Genomic DNA, 15,965 nt, shown 5'->3' on the forward strand with positions numbered 1-15,965 from the left:
AACCACTATCTCATAAGCAGAATTGGCTGTTGCAGATACTTGAACGATTTTTCATCGTGTTCGTCTTTGCTGCGCTGACCAGTTACCAGAATAGCTCCTGGGCGTTTTGTATTGCTTTTGAAAAATGAAATTCTAATAAACTCGCTTTTTGCGCCGTTCAATCCGTCTTTCAGATACTTGGGAGTTAGCCCAACGGTAACCTCGTCACCGACCAGATTTGCAAAAACTTCGTCAGTAGCCTGTGAAGCCTCGCCGCCCTGCCCATTAAGTGTAATTTTGTTCTCTTGAAAAGTGAACTTAATTGCTGAATCGCCATCAATAACAGCCGACACAATATCAATTGTGCGGCGTAAATCATCGGTATTTACAACCGCATAGTGATCGAGTGGGATATTCTCAAAGTACTTATGCACGGGCGGAAAAATGCCAGAAATCAGCTTGGTTGTAATAATCTTATTATCACCGATAAAGCCGATAACCTGCTTATCATCCTCGTTTTTAATAACGAACTGTATTTTTTCAGCGTGTGAAAACTGCTTGCTCACATCACTCACAACTTTAGCCGGCACCAAAAAACTAACATCAGGCTGCCCGTTAAGCGGTTGCCAATTAATACCAGTTATTGCGATACGATACCTGTCAGTAGCGCTGAGAGTCATAATGTTATCTTTGATATCAAAGTTTATGCCGCGCAGAACCGGGGTCACATCATCATTTGATGCCGCTGCGTGAACCTGCAAAATAGCATTTACAAAGTCTTGCCCAACAACTTCGCCAGAAACCGTGTCAAGGGTCGGGATTTCAGGATATTCTGCCACCGGCATAGCTGGGAGTTTAAAAACAGCGGATCCGTTACGGATTTCCACCTGATTGTCACTGTCGTATTCATCAAAGCTAACCTCAACTTCTCTAACAGATAGCTTCTTAGCAATATTTGCAAGTAGTTTGCCCGGCACTAGCACTCGCCCTGGCTTACTGACATCAGCCGTGATCTGCATTTTGGCTGACACCTCATAGTTGAAAACAGTAAAGGTTACTTTATCTGAAATAGCTTCAATCAGCACCCCACTAAGAATCGGCTGCGTGGGTTTATAAAGCATTGACACAGTAAATGAAACTGCTTCATTAAAAACATATGGATTAACAGTGAATCGCACTGACAGGCTCCTTAGTAAAGGTGACAAAGTAGTATCATCAATCATCGCACATAATCTTTAATATCTGCTAGAAATTTGTTTTTGGTGCGAGACCTTAGCAATTTTTATAATTTTAAAATCTTTCTTATTATTTAAAACCTAATAACAATAAGAACTGTGGAAAATGTGGAAAACTTTGGAATGCGTTAAAATCATTAAAAACTACAGTTTTGTTATTTGTGAATTGCGATTTGGAAAAGCTGTGTACAGCATAATTACGCGGATGTAATTACAAAGTATGGATCAACAGCCTCGTTTGAGTTACTAACAAAAATTATTGGGTTATCCATAATTATCCACAGGCAAACTATTTTTTGCGTGAACTGTTGCGGCGCAACCGTTCAATTAACTCAGCTATCTGGTCGTACAGGTTTTTATCTGCTGTCAATAGTTTTTGTATTTTTTGAGTTGAGTGCAAAACTGTTGTGTGATCTCTCCCACCAAACAGGTTACCAATTTTGGGTAACGACAGATTTGTTAACTCTCTGCACAGGTGCATTGCAACCTGTCGGGGTAAAACAATGTTCTGATTCCTTGACTTGCCTGTGATATCGGTTTCTAAGATCCTAAAGTAATTGGCGGTTTCAGAAATAATATCCTCAGCTGTGATTTCCTGGTTGCTCTCATTCACTAAGAAATTTTTTAGCACGGTAGCAGCAAACTCCTGAGTGATTTCTTTTTTTCGCATATTTGCGTACGTTACTACGTTAAGCAAGGCACCTTCCAATTGTCGCACATTAGAAGTGCACTTAGTTGCTATGTATTCCAAAATTTTAGGCGGGATACTAATTTGATCGCGTTTAGATTTAAGCCGTAGTATTGCGATCCGCGTTTCTATGTCAGGGGCTTGAATGTCCGCAGAAAGTCCTGATTGAAAACGCGAGACTAGCCGTTCGGTGAGGTTCGTGAGGTTTTTTGCGGGCACGTCACTTGTTGCAACTATCTGCTTATTTCGGCTATACAGCTCATTAAAAATATTGAAAAAAGCGTCAATCGTGGATTGTTTATTTTCCAGAAACTGAATGTCATCAATTAGTAGAATATCAATTTTACACAGGTCTTCTTTAAACTTTGCAGCTGTGCTGGTTTGCACCGAATTAATAAATTGATTCGTGAACTCTTCAGATGTTATATACCTAACTTTAATGCCGGGGTGTAGTTGGATCGTGTAATTTCCAATCGCGTGTAGTAGATGCGTTTTGCCTAGCCCAGAATCCCCGTATATGAACAGTGGTTGATAGGCAGCGCCGGGCATTTCCGCAACTGCAACGGCGGTTGCGTGCGCAAGATCATTTGTGCCACCGGTTACAAAACCCTCAAAAACAAGCTTTGGATTGAGCATTGTAGTTTTGTTTACAACCGGAGTTCTGCTTGATAATTGCAAGCTGATATCAGAGTTTTCATAGTGTGAGCTATCAAAATAAGCAGCCTCTGTGTAAACAGGTTCCGGCGCATTCCGGTTTGTTAGCGGATCAACTTCCGGGTTTGTTAATGCTGTATTCTCATTTACCAGCGAATCCGCTTTCTGTTTTGTAACATTTTGTTCGGTTATTTCAGTGTAATTCTGGGGAGTTAGGATGTCGGGCTGCACAGTTTCATTAACTAGCACAACAAAATCACTAATATCGCTTGCCTCGGGGATTTGTTGCAGAGCGGAAATAATATTTTCGCGTAACTTGGTTTCAAGAAGTTGTTGGGTGTAATTGTGCGATACGGTTAAGTAAAGCAACCCGTTTATTATTTCGGCAGGCACAGTTATATTGAGCTGTGCACTGATACCGCTTGAAACGTTAGAATCGTTTCGCACAATCTGGGTGACACAGTCCCAAATATAATCATGTTTTGTCATAAGCCACCGGTGTAATTTCGGACAGGTTTGCACAATTTAAATTGCCTAATAAGCATACAGCACACGTCTAGATATTTACTTTTTGTGCGAATGATTTCACAGCTGTTGATAGTAGCTTAATAACTTCTGTGCTGTAGGGTGTTGAGTGCAGTAACTTTGCGCAGAGAGGGTAATTCGGGTAAAGTGTTAAAATCGTATGACTGCACTGTGTGTTAGTCTTAATTGTTTGAGCGGAATAGCCGCAAGTGAATATTGGAGAATATAAATGAGTAAACGTACTTTCCAACCAAATAACCGTCGTCGCGCTAAGAAACATGGTTTTCGGTTGCGGATGAGGACCCGTGCCGGTCGTGCGATCCTTGCTGCCCGCCGGCGTAAAGGGCGTGTAAAACTTAGCGCATAGTTTTGCTTTGATCTAAAGTAATCAAACAAAATTGTCGGTATGAGGGCAATAAATCGTGTCAAACGTGGTGCTGATTATCGCTATATTGTAAAGTACGGCAAATGTGTTTACAGTAAGCACTGCATTGTGTATGCGATTAAATCTGAGGTTTTGGATTCCAGCTGTGCGGATTCTAAGTTCGGGTTTATTATTACCAGGGCAGTTGGTAATGCGATTGTACGTAACCTAATGAGAAGACGGTTTAAGGCAATTGCACGTGGTATAATTAACTCCGGTTTAACCGGAGTATGTGTTGTTGTGCGTGTTTTGCCAGCAGCAACTGCTACAGATTACCAAGAGTTAGAAGTCACTGTTTTGCAGCAGCTTAAACGGATACGTGAAAAACTTGAAAATGCTTAATTATTTATTGTTGTTGCCACGTAATATTGCGATCGCGGTTTTGCGCTGTTACCGCTTACTTATCTCCCCTTTTTACGGGGAAGTTTGTCGTTATTATCCAAGTTGTTCTAGGTATGCGTTAGAAGCATACCAAAAAAGATCTTTTACCGTGGCAACATTTCTTGTTATATGGCGTTTGTTGCGGTGTAACCCTTTTACATCCGGTGGCATTGATGATGTTCCCCAACCGGTAAAAAACACTTCAAAACTAACTGATTGTGGTTATATGCGTCCAATCAAATCCGAAAGGTAATCAGCCATGGAGAATTTTTTCGAACTTATTTTATGGCCTTTGAAATGGGCGATTGAAGCGTTACTTGCGCTGTGGCATAACCTGTTTACAGGGCTTGGGCTTGAAACAAACAGCGGCGCTGTGTGGGTGCTTTCTATTCTGGGTGTTGTGCTTGTTGTACGTGCGGTTTTGATTCCGCTAACGATTAAGCAGATTAAGAGTCAGCGTAAAATGCTGGAGGTTGCGCCGAAGATTCGTAAAATTCAGGGAAAATACAAGAACAAAAAGGATCAGTACTCGCGCGAGGCGATGAACCGCGAAGTAATGGCGATGTACAAAGAAACGGGCACTAACCCGTTTACTTCCTGCCTGCCAATTCTTGTGCAGATGCCGGTGTTCTTTTCGATGTACTTTGTTTTAAAAGGTGCTTCTGAGGGGCAGAACGGAATTGGGTTTCTAACTCACGAGCTTGCTCAAAGTTTTAGTGAGGCGGTGTTTTTAGGCGCTCCTATTCGGATGACTTTTAGTCAGGGAATTGAAACGGGTAATGTGCTGGTGGCAATTTTTCTTGGTGTGATTATGGCGCTGATGGTTGTTTCGCAGTTCTTTTCGCAGAAACAGATCCTGTCTAAAAACATTTCTGATGAAACAAAACAGTCGCCTATGTATCGGCAACAGCAGATGCTGATGTATATTTTGCCTTTTATGTTCTTAATTTCGGGCTTTGTTTTTCCGCTGGCGCTAAATATTTACTGGCTGCTTTCAAATATGTGGACGATCGGGCAGCAAGCAATTGTAATTAACGCTATGCCGAACCCGGGTAGCGAGGCCTGGCGTAAACGCGAGGCACGGCTAAGGGCCAAGGGTAAACTACCCGCAAACACTGCTGAAATTGCTGCTGGTGATACTGAGCAGCAGGTTAAAAGCGGACAGCGGCAACAGCCGGTGAGTGGTAAACGAGCTAAGAAGAAGAGGGATAAAAAATAATGGGTGAGAGCGAAAAATCAGTTGCAGATCTAGAACGCGAAGGTGATATTGCGGCCGACTATCTAGAGGGGTTTTTGGACCTGGCCGATCTTGATGGAAACTTGGATATTGGAGTGGTTAACGGTCGCTCTAACGTTGCAATCACGGGTGGTGGCGAAGACCTCAATCTGCTAGGAGTTGCGGTCGTTGTTAATGCGCTCCAAGATCTAACAAGGCAGGTGGTGCAACGAGAGACCGGGCAATTTTGTAGGCTGATTCTTGATATTGAGGGCTCACGCAGTTTACGAGAACAGGAGTTGCGGCGTGAAGTAGATCACGCTATCGCGCAGCTTATTGCGGGACGCGAGAGCATTAAGTTGGCACAGATGTCATCCTATGAGCGCAAAATCGTGCATGATTATGTTAGCGAGCGTGGGTTTAGCTCGGTTTCCTTCGGTGAGGGCATAAATCGACGGTTAGTTATTTCAAAATCAGAGTAGTGTTTCACGTGAAACATTGCGGTTAGAGTTATTTTGAACAGTGTAAATTGCGAGGCAGCGCCGGAGTATATCGCCGATTTTGCCGGTGACAATCTCGGCAAACTGAGGCTATTTGCTGACGCTCTTGTGGCGCAAGGAACAGAGCTCGGACTAATCGGTCCGTTTGAATTGCCGCGGCTCTGGACTCGACACATTGTTAATTCCGGGCTGCTTGCACCCTTGCTGCGACCGCAGGCTAGCGTTGTTGATATCGGCACGGGTGGCGGGTTCCCCGGTATTGTGCTTGCGATTATGCGTCCGGATGTTACAATTAAAATGATCGAGCCGATGGAAAGGCGATGCACCTGGTTGCATGGGCAAATAGCAAATTTGGAGCTGAGCAATGCGCAGGTTATGCGCGGTCGTGCCGAAGAATATCACGGAGCGGTTGAAGTTGATCAGGTTACTGCGCGAGCGGTAACGGCACTGCGCAAACTAATTCCAATCACAGCCCCGCTGCTGAAGCCCGGCGGCGAAATGCTTTTTCTGAAGGGTGAAAGTGTTGAAGCGGAAATTGAGGCGGCCTTAAAAGTAATCAGGAAGTATAAAATAACTAATTACAGAGTAGCTGTTTTGGGTGCGGATTTTACCGAGCCAACGCGAGTTTTTATTGCGGGATAACAATACTTTAACAATAGGAGAATTTGACGCGAGTTATCCACAGCTTGTGTTACGCTCCAGGCATTTTAAGTGCATTCTTAGTAGTATTGATTTATTGATTGTAAGAAAGGCGCGGTGTGAGTAACACTCCTCTAGCGGTAGAAATTGCCGAAAAAATTGAAAGACGTAAAAAATTAGAGCGTACGTCAACACCGCTGCCTGAAAATACCCGTATTTTAACGGTGTCTAATCAAAAAGGCGGGGTTGGTAAAACCACAACAGCGGTGAATCTTGCCGCTGCGTTTGCGCGGCGTGGTGCACGAGTGCTGGTGATTGATCTTGATCCGCAGGGTAATACGTCCACCGCAATGGGGGTTATGCGCCGCGAAGACACTGAGAGTATTTACGAGGTGTTACTTGGTGAGTGCACAATTTCTGAGGCCATTCAACAGAGCACAGATCACGAAAATCTCTTTTGTGTGCCTGCCACGATTCACCTTGCGGGCGCAGAAATTGAGCTGGTTGCCGTTGCGGAGCGTGAAACACTTTTGCGGCAGGCGCTGTTTGAGTTTTTAGAGGCGAGCGATAAGCCGTACCACTACGTGATTATCGACTGCCCGCCATCGCTCGGAATGCTCACAATCAACGCCTTTGTTGCGGCAACTGAAGTTTTAATCCCGATTCAGTGCGAATACTACGCGCTTGAGGGGCTGTCGCAGCTGATTAGCAATATTGAGCTGATTAGAAATCACCTAAACCCAAATCTTGTGCTGAGCACACTGCTGTTAACAATGTATGCGGGGCGCACGAATCTTTCTGCTGAGGTTGCAAAAGAGGTGCGAGATCATTTTCCAGAACAGACGCTTAGCACAGTAATTCCGCGTTCTGTGCGGATTAGTGAGGCTCCGAGTTTCGGACAAACCGTGCTTGCTTATGACTCGTTGAATGTTGGAGCGCTGGCATATTTTGAGGCGGCGCACGAAATGGCAGAGCGTTTTGAAGCGGCAACAAACGCTGCAACTTCACGTGACGAGGTTATAGATAGCGGAGAGGAAAGCTAATGGCTAAAAAAAGAAAAGGTTTGGGTCGGGGGATTAGCGCGCTAATCCCGCAGGCAAGCAATCAGGCAAATCGCCCTGTTGATGTGTTCTTCCCGACTGGGAATAAACAAAAAGACAGTGAGCAGGGTGCTAAAACTCCAGAAAGCGCTCCTGAGACTGTTTTTACAGGAACATTCTCATCTGGTATCGAAAATAATGCAAACGCGTCTCAGATTGGCGCACAGGAGCCCAGCTTTTCCGGTGACGAGCAGAAAAATATGGGTGTTGCCGCAGTGGTGGCTGCAGCGGCTAAAAACTACGCTAAGTCCGTGCAAGCAAACAGCGAGCAGACCTTGCAGCAGGTGCCTGGCGCGTATCTCACGGAACTACCGGTTGCAGAAATTTGTGTAAACAGGGTTAACCCTCGCACTAATTTCGACGAAGACGCGCTCGCCGAATTAACTCACAGCGTTAAAGAGTTTGGTGTGCTCCAGCCGATTGTCGTCAGAAAGCTGAGTGACACAGAGTTTAACACTGCGCTGGGAGTTAAATACGAAATAATTATGGGCGAGCGTCGTTTTAGAGCGAGCAAAGGCGCCGGGCTTGATTTAATTCCGGCGATTGTGCGCGAAACAGATGACGAAAATATGCTGCGTGATGCGCTGCTTGAGAATTTGCATCGGGTCGATCTTAATCCGCTTGAAGAGGCTTCTGCTTATCAGCAGTTGATGAGTGATTTTGGCATTACTCAGGAAGAACTCTCTCAAAAAATAGGGCGTAGTCGTTCGCAAATAAGTAACACCGTTAGGCTCTTGCGATTGCCCGAGACTGTGCAAGAGTTGCTCGTTAGCGGTGATTTGAGTTCGGGTCACGCAAGGGCAATTTTAGGCTTGCAGGAGCAGAGTGCGATGCAGGAGCTGGCTCAAAAAACCATTGCGCAGAACTTAACCGTGCGTCAGGTTGAAGAGCTGGTTGCTGGAAGCTATAAAAAACCCCGACATAAAAGGCGGCTGGGTTCGAAGACAATTAAACTTGACGCGGTAGCTAAGCGCCTGAGTTCTCGTTTTGAAACCAAAGTTCAGATCAAACTAGGGGTTAAGAAGGGTCAGGTGATCATCGATTTTAATAACATTGCGGAGCTCAACAGGGTTCTAAGCGAGCTGGGTGACGAAGGATACAGCTTATAAAAGGGGAATGTTTCACGTGAAACATTTTGGGAAGGATAATAGTGTTAGAGATTAAAAATATCACTAAAAAATACGGTAATAAAACAGTCCTTGATGACGTAACTTTCACCGTTCAAGATGGCACGGTTACGGGTTTCTTGGGTCCAAACGGCGCCGGTAAATCGACAACCATGCGAATCTTGCTCGAGCTGGAATCAGCGAATTTTGGCGAAGCTTTCATTGATGGTAGAAAGCACAACCAGAGCGGATCTCCAATGCAGAGTGTTGGCGCTTTGCTAGACGCTAGAGCGGTGCATCCAAAGCGCAGCGCTGTAAACTATTTGCGCGCGCTTGCTTACACGCACAGGATGCCCCAGAAGCGTGTTGATGAGGTGCTGGAAATAGTAGGTCTTATTGATGTGGCAAAGAAGAAAGTGAAATCATTCTCGCTCGGTATGTTACAGCGCCTGGGAATTGCGGCGGCTTTGCTCGGAAATCCGCGTAACGTAATTTTAGATGAGCCGATTAATGGTTTAGATCCCGAGGGTGTTATTTGGGTGCGTAATTTAGCTCGAACTCTTGCAGCGGAAGGGCGAGCGGTTTTGATCTCGTCTCATCTAATGAGCGAGATGGCACAGACGGCCGATAACCTTGTCGTTATTGGTAAGGGTAAGCTGCTAGCGCAGAACTCTATGAGAGGCTTTTTAGAGAGCTCAGGGGTTCGCAGAACACTCGTGCGTACTGATAAACGTGAGCTGCTGGCACAGAAACTTGCGGCCGTAGGTGTGCAAAGCACGATATTTGAGCATGATGGGTTACTGGTAGATCAGTTAGAAGGACCAGATCTCGCTGTTTTTGCCCTGGAGTCAGGCGTGATTTTGTATGAAATAACGCCGCAGCTGGCAAGTCTGGAGCAGGTTTATATGCAGATGACAAATGAATCTCTAGAGTATGTTTCTAAAGATTTTGACTCATCTGCTGCTGCCACGGAGTCGAATCCCACACCGCCTTTAGCAGTGAATAACTAGGATAATTAAGGATATTTCATTATGAACATTATTGAAACTATGCCACATATACAGTACAAGCTGTCTTTCTGGGGTGTTCTGCGCTCAGAAACATTAAAGTTTAGCTCCTTTATAAGCAACTGGGTTCTCCTCGTGATTGTTTTAGCTATGGGTATTCTCTTTAACTTCGCTGTGCAATTTACTATTAATGAGCCTTTGAAAAAAGCTGAAACTCAGGTTAATGAAGAGGGTCTAGGAAAGTTTATTGAGTCTGATATCGTTCCCAATGTTTATCAGTCAGTGGGATCTTTGCCAATCGGTGTTGTGGCAATGTTGTTAATGCCTCTTGCAGTGCTCTTTATAACAAACGAGTTCACCAGCAGAGCAATTATGCCGGCTTTAATCACTGTGCCTAATCGTACCGTTTTCTACTTTGTAAAATTGCTGGTGATATCTCTTGTATCGTTTATTAGCGGGGTGATTATCAGTGTGATTACGTACCTTGTGCTTTTGCTAATGATCGACAAAAGAGTGGTTGCAGAACTAGAGCTCCCAAAAGAACTTATATTCAACTTCCTGCTAGTGGGGCTTGTGTTTATGCTCCTGTGCTGGATTGGATACGGGGTAGGCGCAATCGTTAAAAACAGCGCAGGAGGCATAGTAGCAGTGCTATTTCTGACATTTGGTATGTACCTTATGTTAGGAATTCTGTCGAATTTCTTTGATTGGGCAGTTAATATTGCTAAGTACTTGCCTACGGAGCTGGCTCAAAAGGTAATTTCCTACGAGCTGATAACGGGGGACACTCTCTCTGAACATCTGGCATCCACCGGGATTTTAGCGGCTCTGTCTGCGCTAATTGTTGTGCTCGGATACATCCGATTCAGAACAACAACGGTAAGCTAACACACTAAAAAAAAAAAGGGGGGGGGGCTTAAGGCGTAACTGCCTTAAGCCCCCCCTTAGTAACTATAAATTACTTGGTGTACTCGCTAAGCTCGTTTAGCAGGTGCTCTTTCGAGCCACTGGCTATTTCACGAGCCACGCTGCCACCCTTAATAACTTTAAGGGCAGGAATGGATGTGATTTTGTACTCCGCTGAAAGATTAGGGTTCTCATCAACGTTTACTTTTACAACGCGAACTTTGCCCTCTAGCTCACCGGTAATCTCATCGATAACAGGACCCAGGGCGCGGCAAGGACCGCACCACGGTGCCCAAAAATCAACGAGAACAGGTAGTTCGCTTTCAAGAACTTCGCTCTTGAAATCAGCCTCTGTTACATTCTGTGCGTTTGACATATTTTCCTTTCATGTTATGCAGTTTATGCCAGATACAGGCCGTAAACGCAACATTACCGATAGATAACGTTTCCATTGTAAATACTAGTGAGTAAAACTAATTATTTTCTGCGAGATAGTGCTCAGCATCAAGAGCGGCAGCGCATCCGCTTCCTGCCGCTGTGATTGCTTGCCGATACTTAGAGTCAATAACGTCCCCGGCGGCAAAAACCCCTGGAATGCTTGTGTGCGAGGAGCGCCCCGCAACTGCGATTGTGCCTTCCTTAGTTAGCTCAAGCTGCTGGTGCACGAGGTGCGTGCGCGGATCATTGCCAATTGCAATAAAAAGCCCGTCTAGCTTAAGCCTGGTGTGCTCTCCGCTCTCAAGATTACCAACCGTGACAGCGCTGAGCGCGTCGTCACCGTGCAGCTCGGTTATTTCTGAGTTCCAGATAAACTCGATCTTCTCGTTGGAAAAAGCGCGTTCCTGCATGATTTTTGAGGCGCGCAAGCTGCCGCGCCGGTGAATAACATAAACCTTTTTCGCGAATCTGGTCAAGAATGTGGCCTCTTCCATGGCAGAATCACCGCCGCCAATAACCGCAACGGTTTTGTCGCGGAAAAAAAACCCGTCGCAGGTTGCGCACCAGGAAACCCCGTGCCCGGAAAGTCGGTCTTCGTGCTCAAGATTCAGCTTGCGGTAGGCAGAGCCGGTCGCGAAAATAACCGCATCAGCTTCGTGCTTGCCCGAGTTGGTGGTGATGACCTTGCGGGCATCGCTCAACTCCAGCTCAGTAACATCCTCATAACGGATCTGCGTGCCAAAGCGCTCTGCCTGCGCCTGGATTTTTTCCATCAGTTCTGGCCCCTGAATACCCTCGGGGAAACCTGGAAAATTCTCAACCTCCGTGGTGTTCATAAGCTCGCCGCCGGGGGTTATCGAGCTTGCAAAAAGCACCGGTTCAAGCCCTGCTCGTGCCGTATAAATTGCGGCGGTTAAAGCCGCCGGGCCTGAGCCAATAATGGCTATTTTATGATTCATAGTTACTCCCAGAACAAAATAAGTGTCACATTAATTTTTGTGCCTTACTTTGTGTGTTTACTGTGTTTTAGCAGATATTTGGGTTTGTGCGACCTTAGCTTGTCACCTGCGCGGGTTTACTTCTCTACTATTTAGATTCGTGCGGATTCCCAGGCAGGTTTAGCTCGCCGCTATTTAGGCTTGTGTGTGACCTTAATGCCATTATTCGGGCTACGTGGTTCTTTTTCGCTGTGCGTGGCTCTGATCCGCCGCCTGTGAAACTCTAGCCCGTCGCCTGCGCACACTGCGATAAACCCCAAAAACAATAAGGGAAGCCGCGATCAGAGAGAAAATAATAATGCCGAAAGTTTCCACCGTGCTGGAAATAAAAAGCCTAATAGTTGCCGTGTGCAGCGTGTGTTTTTCTGTGACATCGGTGATATTCAGCACTATGCTTGAGTCGGCGTGAGTGATTCTGCTTTGCAGTGGCACAATAACCGTTGAGGTTTGCCCCGGCGCAAGATACTTCTCCTGCACTTTCTCGCCCTGCAGCGCAATTGCCGGCGACCCGGCGGTGGCGTGGATGCGTATTCGTGCCCCAAAAGGTAGATTATTGTGCAGTTGCACGGGCAGATTTGTGCTGCTCCCAAAAAGATACGTGTGCGTGGCAGAAACCACCGTCACAGAGCTGCTGAGCTGGTTGTTGTAGTTTTGAAAAGTGGTTGCAACGCTCTTGTAGTTTGTGTGCTGCGCGTATTTTGCGCTCATTAGGTTAAGAATTCGCGCGCGCTGATAGTGGGAGAGGTATTGCGGATCGGTAAGTATCGTGCTGCCGCGCAAGATTGCGGCTTCCTGATTGAGCGCCCTGGTTGCGCTTGCGGCGCGTAATTCCAGGTTTTTTAGCTTTGTATTATTTTGCTGATGGCTGCTCGCGGGTTGTAGTTGCTGCGTGAAATGCGGCTGCGCGGTTTCTGCGCGACCTGTTCCCTGATTCGCCCGCACAAACTCAACGTGCTCCAGAATGGCTAGCTGGTGCAGCAGATTTACTGTTTCTGTGCCGTCTGCGGCTCCGCTGCGATCGAGCGCAAATATTGTGTGCCCGAAACTTTTCGCCCTGATTGCAAGCTCGTTGATAATCCGTGCTAGCGCGTGCGCCCGCTGTTCTGCGGTGCCTGTTGCGGCGCGTTGTGCGGCATCTGTGAGCGCGCCGTTTAGCAGGGTTGCGTTGAACTGCGACAGCTCTGCAACGCTAACGCCGTTTGTGCTATCTGCGCTGTTATTCTGTGAGCTATCTTCGCCGCCACTCTGAGAGTTAGGCTCGGTAATGCTGCTGTCTGCGAGAAAAATATTTTTGTAGCCGTGATTCGCTAAAAATTGTAGTGTCTCGTTGTTTGTTGTGGCAGAATCAAGCCATGCCGTGCGCGCGCTGGCATCGATCGCGGTGTTAGAAATGTTGGGAATAGCGGTGTTTTGCCACGCGGTGAGCTTCTCTATGCTGGGAACTTTTGCGGGCTTTAAGTTTTGCCCGAGATCTGCTCCGGCGACGAGATTGCTCAGAAAATCAGAGTTGTGCGCCGGTTCGGGAGCGGGAGCGGTATTGTTAAAAGAGGGCGAGCCTGTGAAACTCGCGCCGGGGCTTGCCAGCGGCGATGGCACTTTGATTTTCGCCTGCAGCCCCAGATCCGCATCGGCATACTGCAGCAAAAAACTGGGAAGGGGGCTGGTTTCGAGGCGATCCAAAAACTCCCGCGCGACGGGTGGAGTGTTTGCGCCGTAGCAGCGCAGGGCGATCAGGATTCGCGGATCAATTGCGAGCGTGGCATCTAGCGCCTCTGCCGCGTATAACAGCTGCGATAGCGGGCCTGTGACCCTGAAGATTTCTGCTGTTTCTGCGAGGCTCGGGATGGTTTCTGTTGTTTCGGGCAGCAGCAGCGGCACGATTATGCCCAGTTGCGCATTTGTTGTGGGGTTTCCGAAGGTTACTGTTGTTGTTGAGTAGTTGTCGGCGGGTAGGGTTTGCGCGCTTGTGGTTGGCTTGGCAGCGCTGCCGCCCGGGCTAAAAACGGCCTGAAACAGGTATGTTGCGCCGCCCAGTGTTGTGGCATCAGTTATTCCTAGTTGCGCGAGCTGCTCGACCGGGACGGTTACAGTCTGGCGTGTTTGCGCGTCGGGCTCGAGCGCATCGATGCCTATGGTTTTTAAGAGGAGCGGATTTTCACCCACCCCGCGGTTTAGCAGGTCAGGATCGAGCACCGCTTCGGGTCGCATAAACAGCTTCACAGTCCCGACCGGCAGGGTTTGTTCGCCCCTGTTTTTAATATATACGGTAAAAGCCACTTCGCTAGCGGTGTGTTTTTGAGGGGTGTCGGGGCTTAGTGTAACGATGGCTTCGCTGTTTTGGGTCGTGTTTGTTTGCGCGCGCGCGAGGGGGTTTGCGCGGTTGCTTGTGTCTGCCTGCGCGTTTGTGAGATTGCTAGTTCTTACCTGGGTGTTTGGCTGATTTTGTGCGTGACCGGTCGCATCCGCTGGCTTGTTTTGTGCGGTTTTCGCGTGGCTGTTTGTGCTCGCCTGTGTGTTTTGCGCATTTTTTACGAGAGTGGGCGGGCTAATAGCTGCGCCAAAAATATTTAGCAGCAGTGCACAGCTGAGTGCGGTGCTGCTAATTAAGCGCAGTTTTTTCATACGATAAGTTTAGTTTGGGGTTATTGGAGATTAACTAAAAATAAGTAAATCGCGATAGCCTGGATTATATGGTTTCTATCGCGCAGGCAACGGTTGAGCTCTCCCGAATCGCAGAATCTCCAACAGTGGCTACCCTTTCTCGAGCCTTTGCACAGGCGGGGTATGAGTTGGCTCTTGTTGGTGGCTCTGTGCGAGATGCGCTGCTGGGCAGAGAGGTTACCGATCTTGATTTTGCGACAAACGCTAGACCCGACAAAACCCGCGAAATACTGCAAACTATTACCTCAAACACCCGGGATTTGGGCGTTAGATTCGGCACTATTGCAGCAAAGGTTAAGGGCGAAATGGTTGAGATAACAACGTATCGCGCAGAAATATACCGCAGTACTTCACGCAAACCCGAGGTGACATACAGCGACGCTATCGAAAATGACCTGGTGCGGCGCGATTTCACGGTGAACGCGCTTGCGCTGATGCTCCCCGAAAAGAAACTCGTTGATGTTGCCGGCGGGGTTGAGCACCTGCTAGCCGGGGTGCTAGATACGCCAGATACCCCTGAAAAGTCGTTCACAGATGATCCGCTGCGCATGATGCGTGCGGCTCGATTTGCTGCGCAGCTGGGATTCACGCCTGTGCCCCGGGTAATTACCGCGATGCGGGAGTTGTCTGCGCGGTTGGAAATAATTTCGGCAGAGCGGATCCGCGATGAACTAGTGAAAACTCTCGCCAGTGATGATCCTGTGTCCGGAGTGCGGCTGCTTGTTGAAACCGGGCTTTGCGGTCGGTTTTTGCCCGAGCTTACAGCGCTTGTGAAGGCTCAGGACGATCAGAACCGTCACAAGGACGTTTACGAGCACAGTTTGACGGTTCTGGCGCAGGCAATTGAGCTGGAGAATGCGCGCCGCGCGGCGGGTGTCGCGGCTAACCCCGACGTGGTTTTGCGCTTGGCAGCGCTGCTGCACGATATTGGGAAGCCGGCAACTCGCAAATTCGAGCAGGGCGCGGTTACTTTTCACAATCACGATCTGGTGGGCGCGCGGCTCGCGAAAAAAAGACTGCGTAGTTTGCGGTTCGATAATGACATGATTAATCAGGTGACGCGCCTAATCGAACTGCATATGCGGTTTTTTGGCTACAACGAGGGTGTTTGGAGTGACTCTGCGGTGCGCCGATATGTGCGTGATGCGCAAGATCAGCTGGAGCAGCTGCACATTCTCACGCGCGCTGATGTTACGACCAAAGATCGCAGAAAAGCCGTGCGTCTTGCACGCGCCTACGACGATTTGGAGCGGCGGATCGAGGTGCTCGCCGAGCAGGAGGAGCTGGCGGCTGTGCGACCCGAGCTGAACGGTGAGCAGATTATGCAGATTTTGGGCATTAAGCCGGGGCGGACGGTTGGAGCCGCATATAAGTTTCTGCTGGATTTACGGCTTGACGAGGGGGAGCTCGGGCAGGAAGAGGCAACCCGGCGACTACTTGAGTGGTATCAAAAGTTCTAAAATCGAGCCGTCTTAATTTAGTTTAGGTGCTCGCTACGTCCCTGCTGT

At 47.7% G+C, this 15,965-nt stretch carries 16 protein-coding genes; 11 read left to right on the forward strand and 5 right to left on the reverse strand.

All coding sequences use genetic code 11. From position 1 onward, the window contains the following. Window positions 1–5: 5 nt before the first annotated feature. Together dnaN and dnaA are read right to left on the reverse strand one after the other, a co-directional pair. Window positions 6–1,157 (reverse strand): DNA polymerase III subunit beta, encoded by a 1,152-nt coding sequence (gene dnaN / locus KJY78_RS03120; protein WP_214337156.1) that lies wholly within the window; start codon window positions 1,155–1,157, stop codon window positions 6–8. Window positions 1,158–1,503: 346 nt separating this feature from the next. Beyond that, window positions 1,504–3,045, reverse strand: a complete 1,542-nt coding sequence (dnaA, locus tag KJY78_RS03125) for a chromosomal replication initiator protein DnaA (RefSeq protein WP_214337157.1) — start codon at window positions 3,043–3,045, stop codon at window positions 1,504–1,506. Between the two features lie 265 nt (window positions 3,046–3,310). Here dnaA and rpmH point away from each other — a divergent pair, with 265 nt between their 5' ends. From rpmH to KJY78_RS03175, 10 genes are all read left to right on the forward strand, one after another. Further along, a complete protein-coding gene (gene rpmH / locus KJY78_RS03130; RefSeq protein ID WP_214337158.1) occupies window positions 3,311–3,448 on the forward strand; it encodes a 50S ribosomal protein L34 in 138 nt (45 codons plus the stop codon). 39 nt (window positions 3,449–3,487) lie between these two features. Beyond that, complete coding sequence (gene rnpA, locus KJY78_RS03135; RefSeq protein WP_214337159.1) at window positions 3,488–3,847, forward strand: ribonuclease P protein component; 360 nt, start codon at window positions 3,488–3,490, stop codon at window positions 3,845–3,847. After that, window positions 3,840–4,139 (forward strand): membrane protein insertion efficiency factor YidD, encoded by a 300-nt coding sequence (yidD, locus tag KJY78_RS03140; RefSeq protein ID WP_214337274.1) that lies wholly within the window; start codon window positions 3,840–3,842, stop codon window positions 4,137–4,139. The genes rnpA and yidD overlap by 8 nt, the downstream gene beginning before the upstream one ends. A 6-nt stretch (window positions 4,140–4,145) precedes the next feature. Further along, a complete protein-coding gene (gene yidC, locus KJY78_RS03145; protein WP_214337160.1) occupies window positions 4,146–5,105 on the forward strand; it encodes a membrane protein insertase YidC in 960 nt (319 codons plus the stop codon). Then, a complete protein-coding gene (locus KJY78_RS03150; protein ID WP_214337161.1) occupies window positions 5,105–5,584 on the forward strand; it encodes a Jag family protein in 480 nt (159 codons plus the stop codon). The genes yidC and KJY78_RS03150 overlap by 1 nt, the downstream gene beginning before the upstream one ends. Before the next feature lie 33 nt (window positions 5,585–5,617). Then, a complete protein-coding gene (gene rsmG, locus KJY78_RS03155) occupies window positions 5,618–6,244 on the forward strand; it encodes a 16S rRNA (guanine(527)-N(7))-methyltransferase RsmG (RefSeq protein ID WP_214337162.1) in 627 nt (208 codons plus the stop codon). A 116-nt stretch (window positions 6,245–6,360) separates the two neighbouring features. After that, a complete protein-coding gene (locus KJY78_RS03160; RefSeq protein ID WP_214337163.1) occupies window positions 6,361–7,284 on the forward strand; it encodes a ParA family protein in 924 nt (307 codons plus the stop codon). Further along, window positions 7,284–8,450: a ParB/RepB/Spo0J family partition protein gene (locus KJY78_RS03165; protein ID WP_214337164.1), complete on the forward strand. Its 1,167-nt coding sequence runs from the start codon at window positions 7,284–7,286 to the stop codon at window positions 8,448–8,450. Before KJY78_RS03160 ends, KJY78_RS03165 begins: the two co-directional genes overlap by 1 nt. Window positions 8,451–8,491: 41 nt before the next feature. Continuing rightward, on the forward strand, window positions 8,492–9,457 hold the full coding sequence (locus KJY78_RS03170; RefSeq protein ID WP_214337165.1) for an ATP-binding cassette domain-containing protein: 966 nt from the start codon (window positions 8,492–8,494) through the stop codon (window positions 9,455–9,457). A 21-nt stretch (window positions 9,458–9,478) separates the two neighbouring features. Continuing rightward, on the forward strand, window positions 9,479–10,342 hold the full coding sequence (locus KJY78_RS03175; protein WP_214337166.1) for an ABC transporter permease: 864 nt from the start codon (window positions 9,479–9,481) through the stop codon (window positions 10,340–10,342). A gap of 70 nt (window positions 10,343–10,412) precedes the next feature. Here the strand turns inward: KJY78_RS03175 and trxA are convergent, their stop codons facing one another. The 3 genes from trxA to KJY78_RS03190 all read right to left on the reverse strand — a co-directional run bounded on the left by trxA (window position 10,413) and on the right by KJY78_RS03190 (window position 14,418). Further along, a complete protein-coding gene (trxA, locus tag KJY78_RS03180) occupies window positions 10,413–10,736 on the reverse strand; it encodes a thioredoxin (RefSeq protein ID WP_214337167.1) in 324 nt (107 codons plus the stop codon). 97 nt (window positions 10,737–10,833) lie between these two features. Beyond that, window positions 10,834–11,757: a thioredoxin-disulfide reductase gene (gene trxB, locus KJY78_RS03185; RefSeq protein ID WP_214337168.1), complete on the reverse strand. Its 924-nt coding sequence runs from the start codon at window positions 11,755–11,757 to the stop codon at window positions 10,834–10,836. A gap of 210 nt (window positions 11,758–11,967) precedes the next feature. Next, window positions 11,968–14,418: a DUF6049 family protein gene (locus tag KJY78_RS03190; protein WP_214337169.1), complete on the reverse strand. Its 2,451-nt coding sequence runs from the start codon at window positions 14,416–14,418 to the stop codon at window positions 11,968–11,970. Window positions 14,419–14,486: 68 nt separating this feature from the next. Here KJY78_RS03190 and KJY78_RS03195 point away from each other — a divergent pair, with 68 nt between their 5' ends. Then, window positions 14,487–15,917 carry a CCA tRNA nucleotidyltransferase gene (locus KJY78_RS03195; RefSeq protein ID WP_214337170.1) on the forward strand — a complete coding sequence of 477 codons (1,431 nt, stop codon included), beginning with the start codon at window positions 14,487–14,489 and terminating at the stop codon, window positions 15,915–15,917. The last annotated feature ends 48 nt before the right edge of the window (window positions 15,918–15,965 follow it).

This window comes from Canibacter zhuwentaonis (assembly GCF_018531145.1).
GTDB lineage: Bacteria > Actinomycetota > Actinomycetes > Actinomycetales > Microbacteriaceae > Canibacter > Canibacter zhuwentaonis.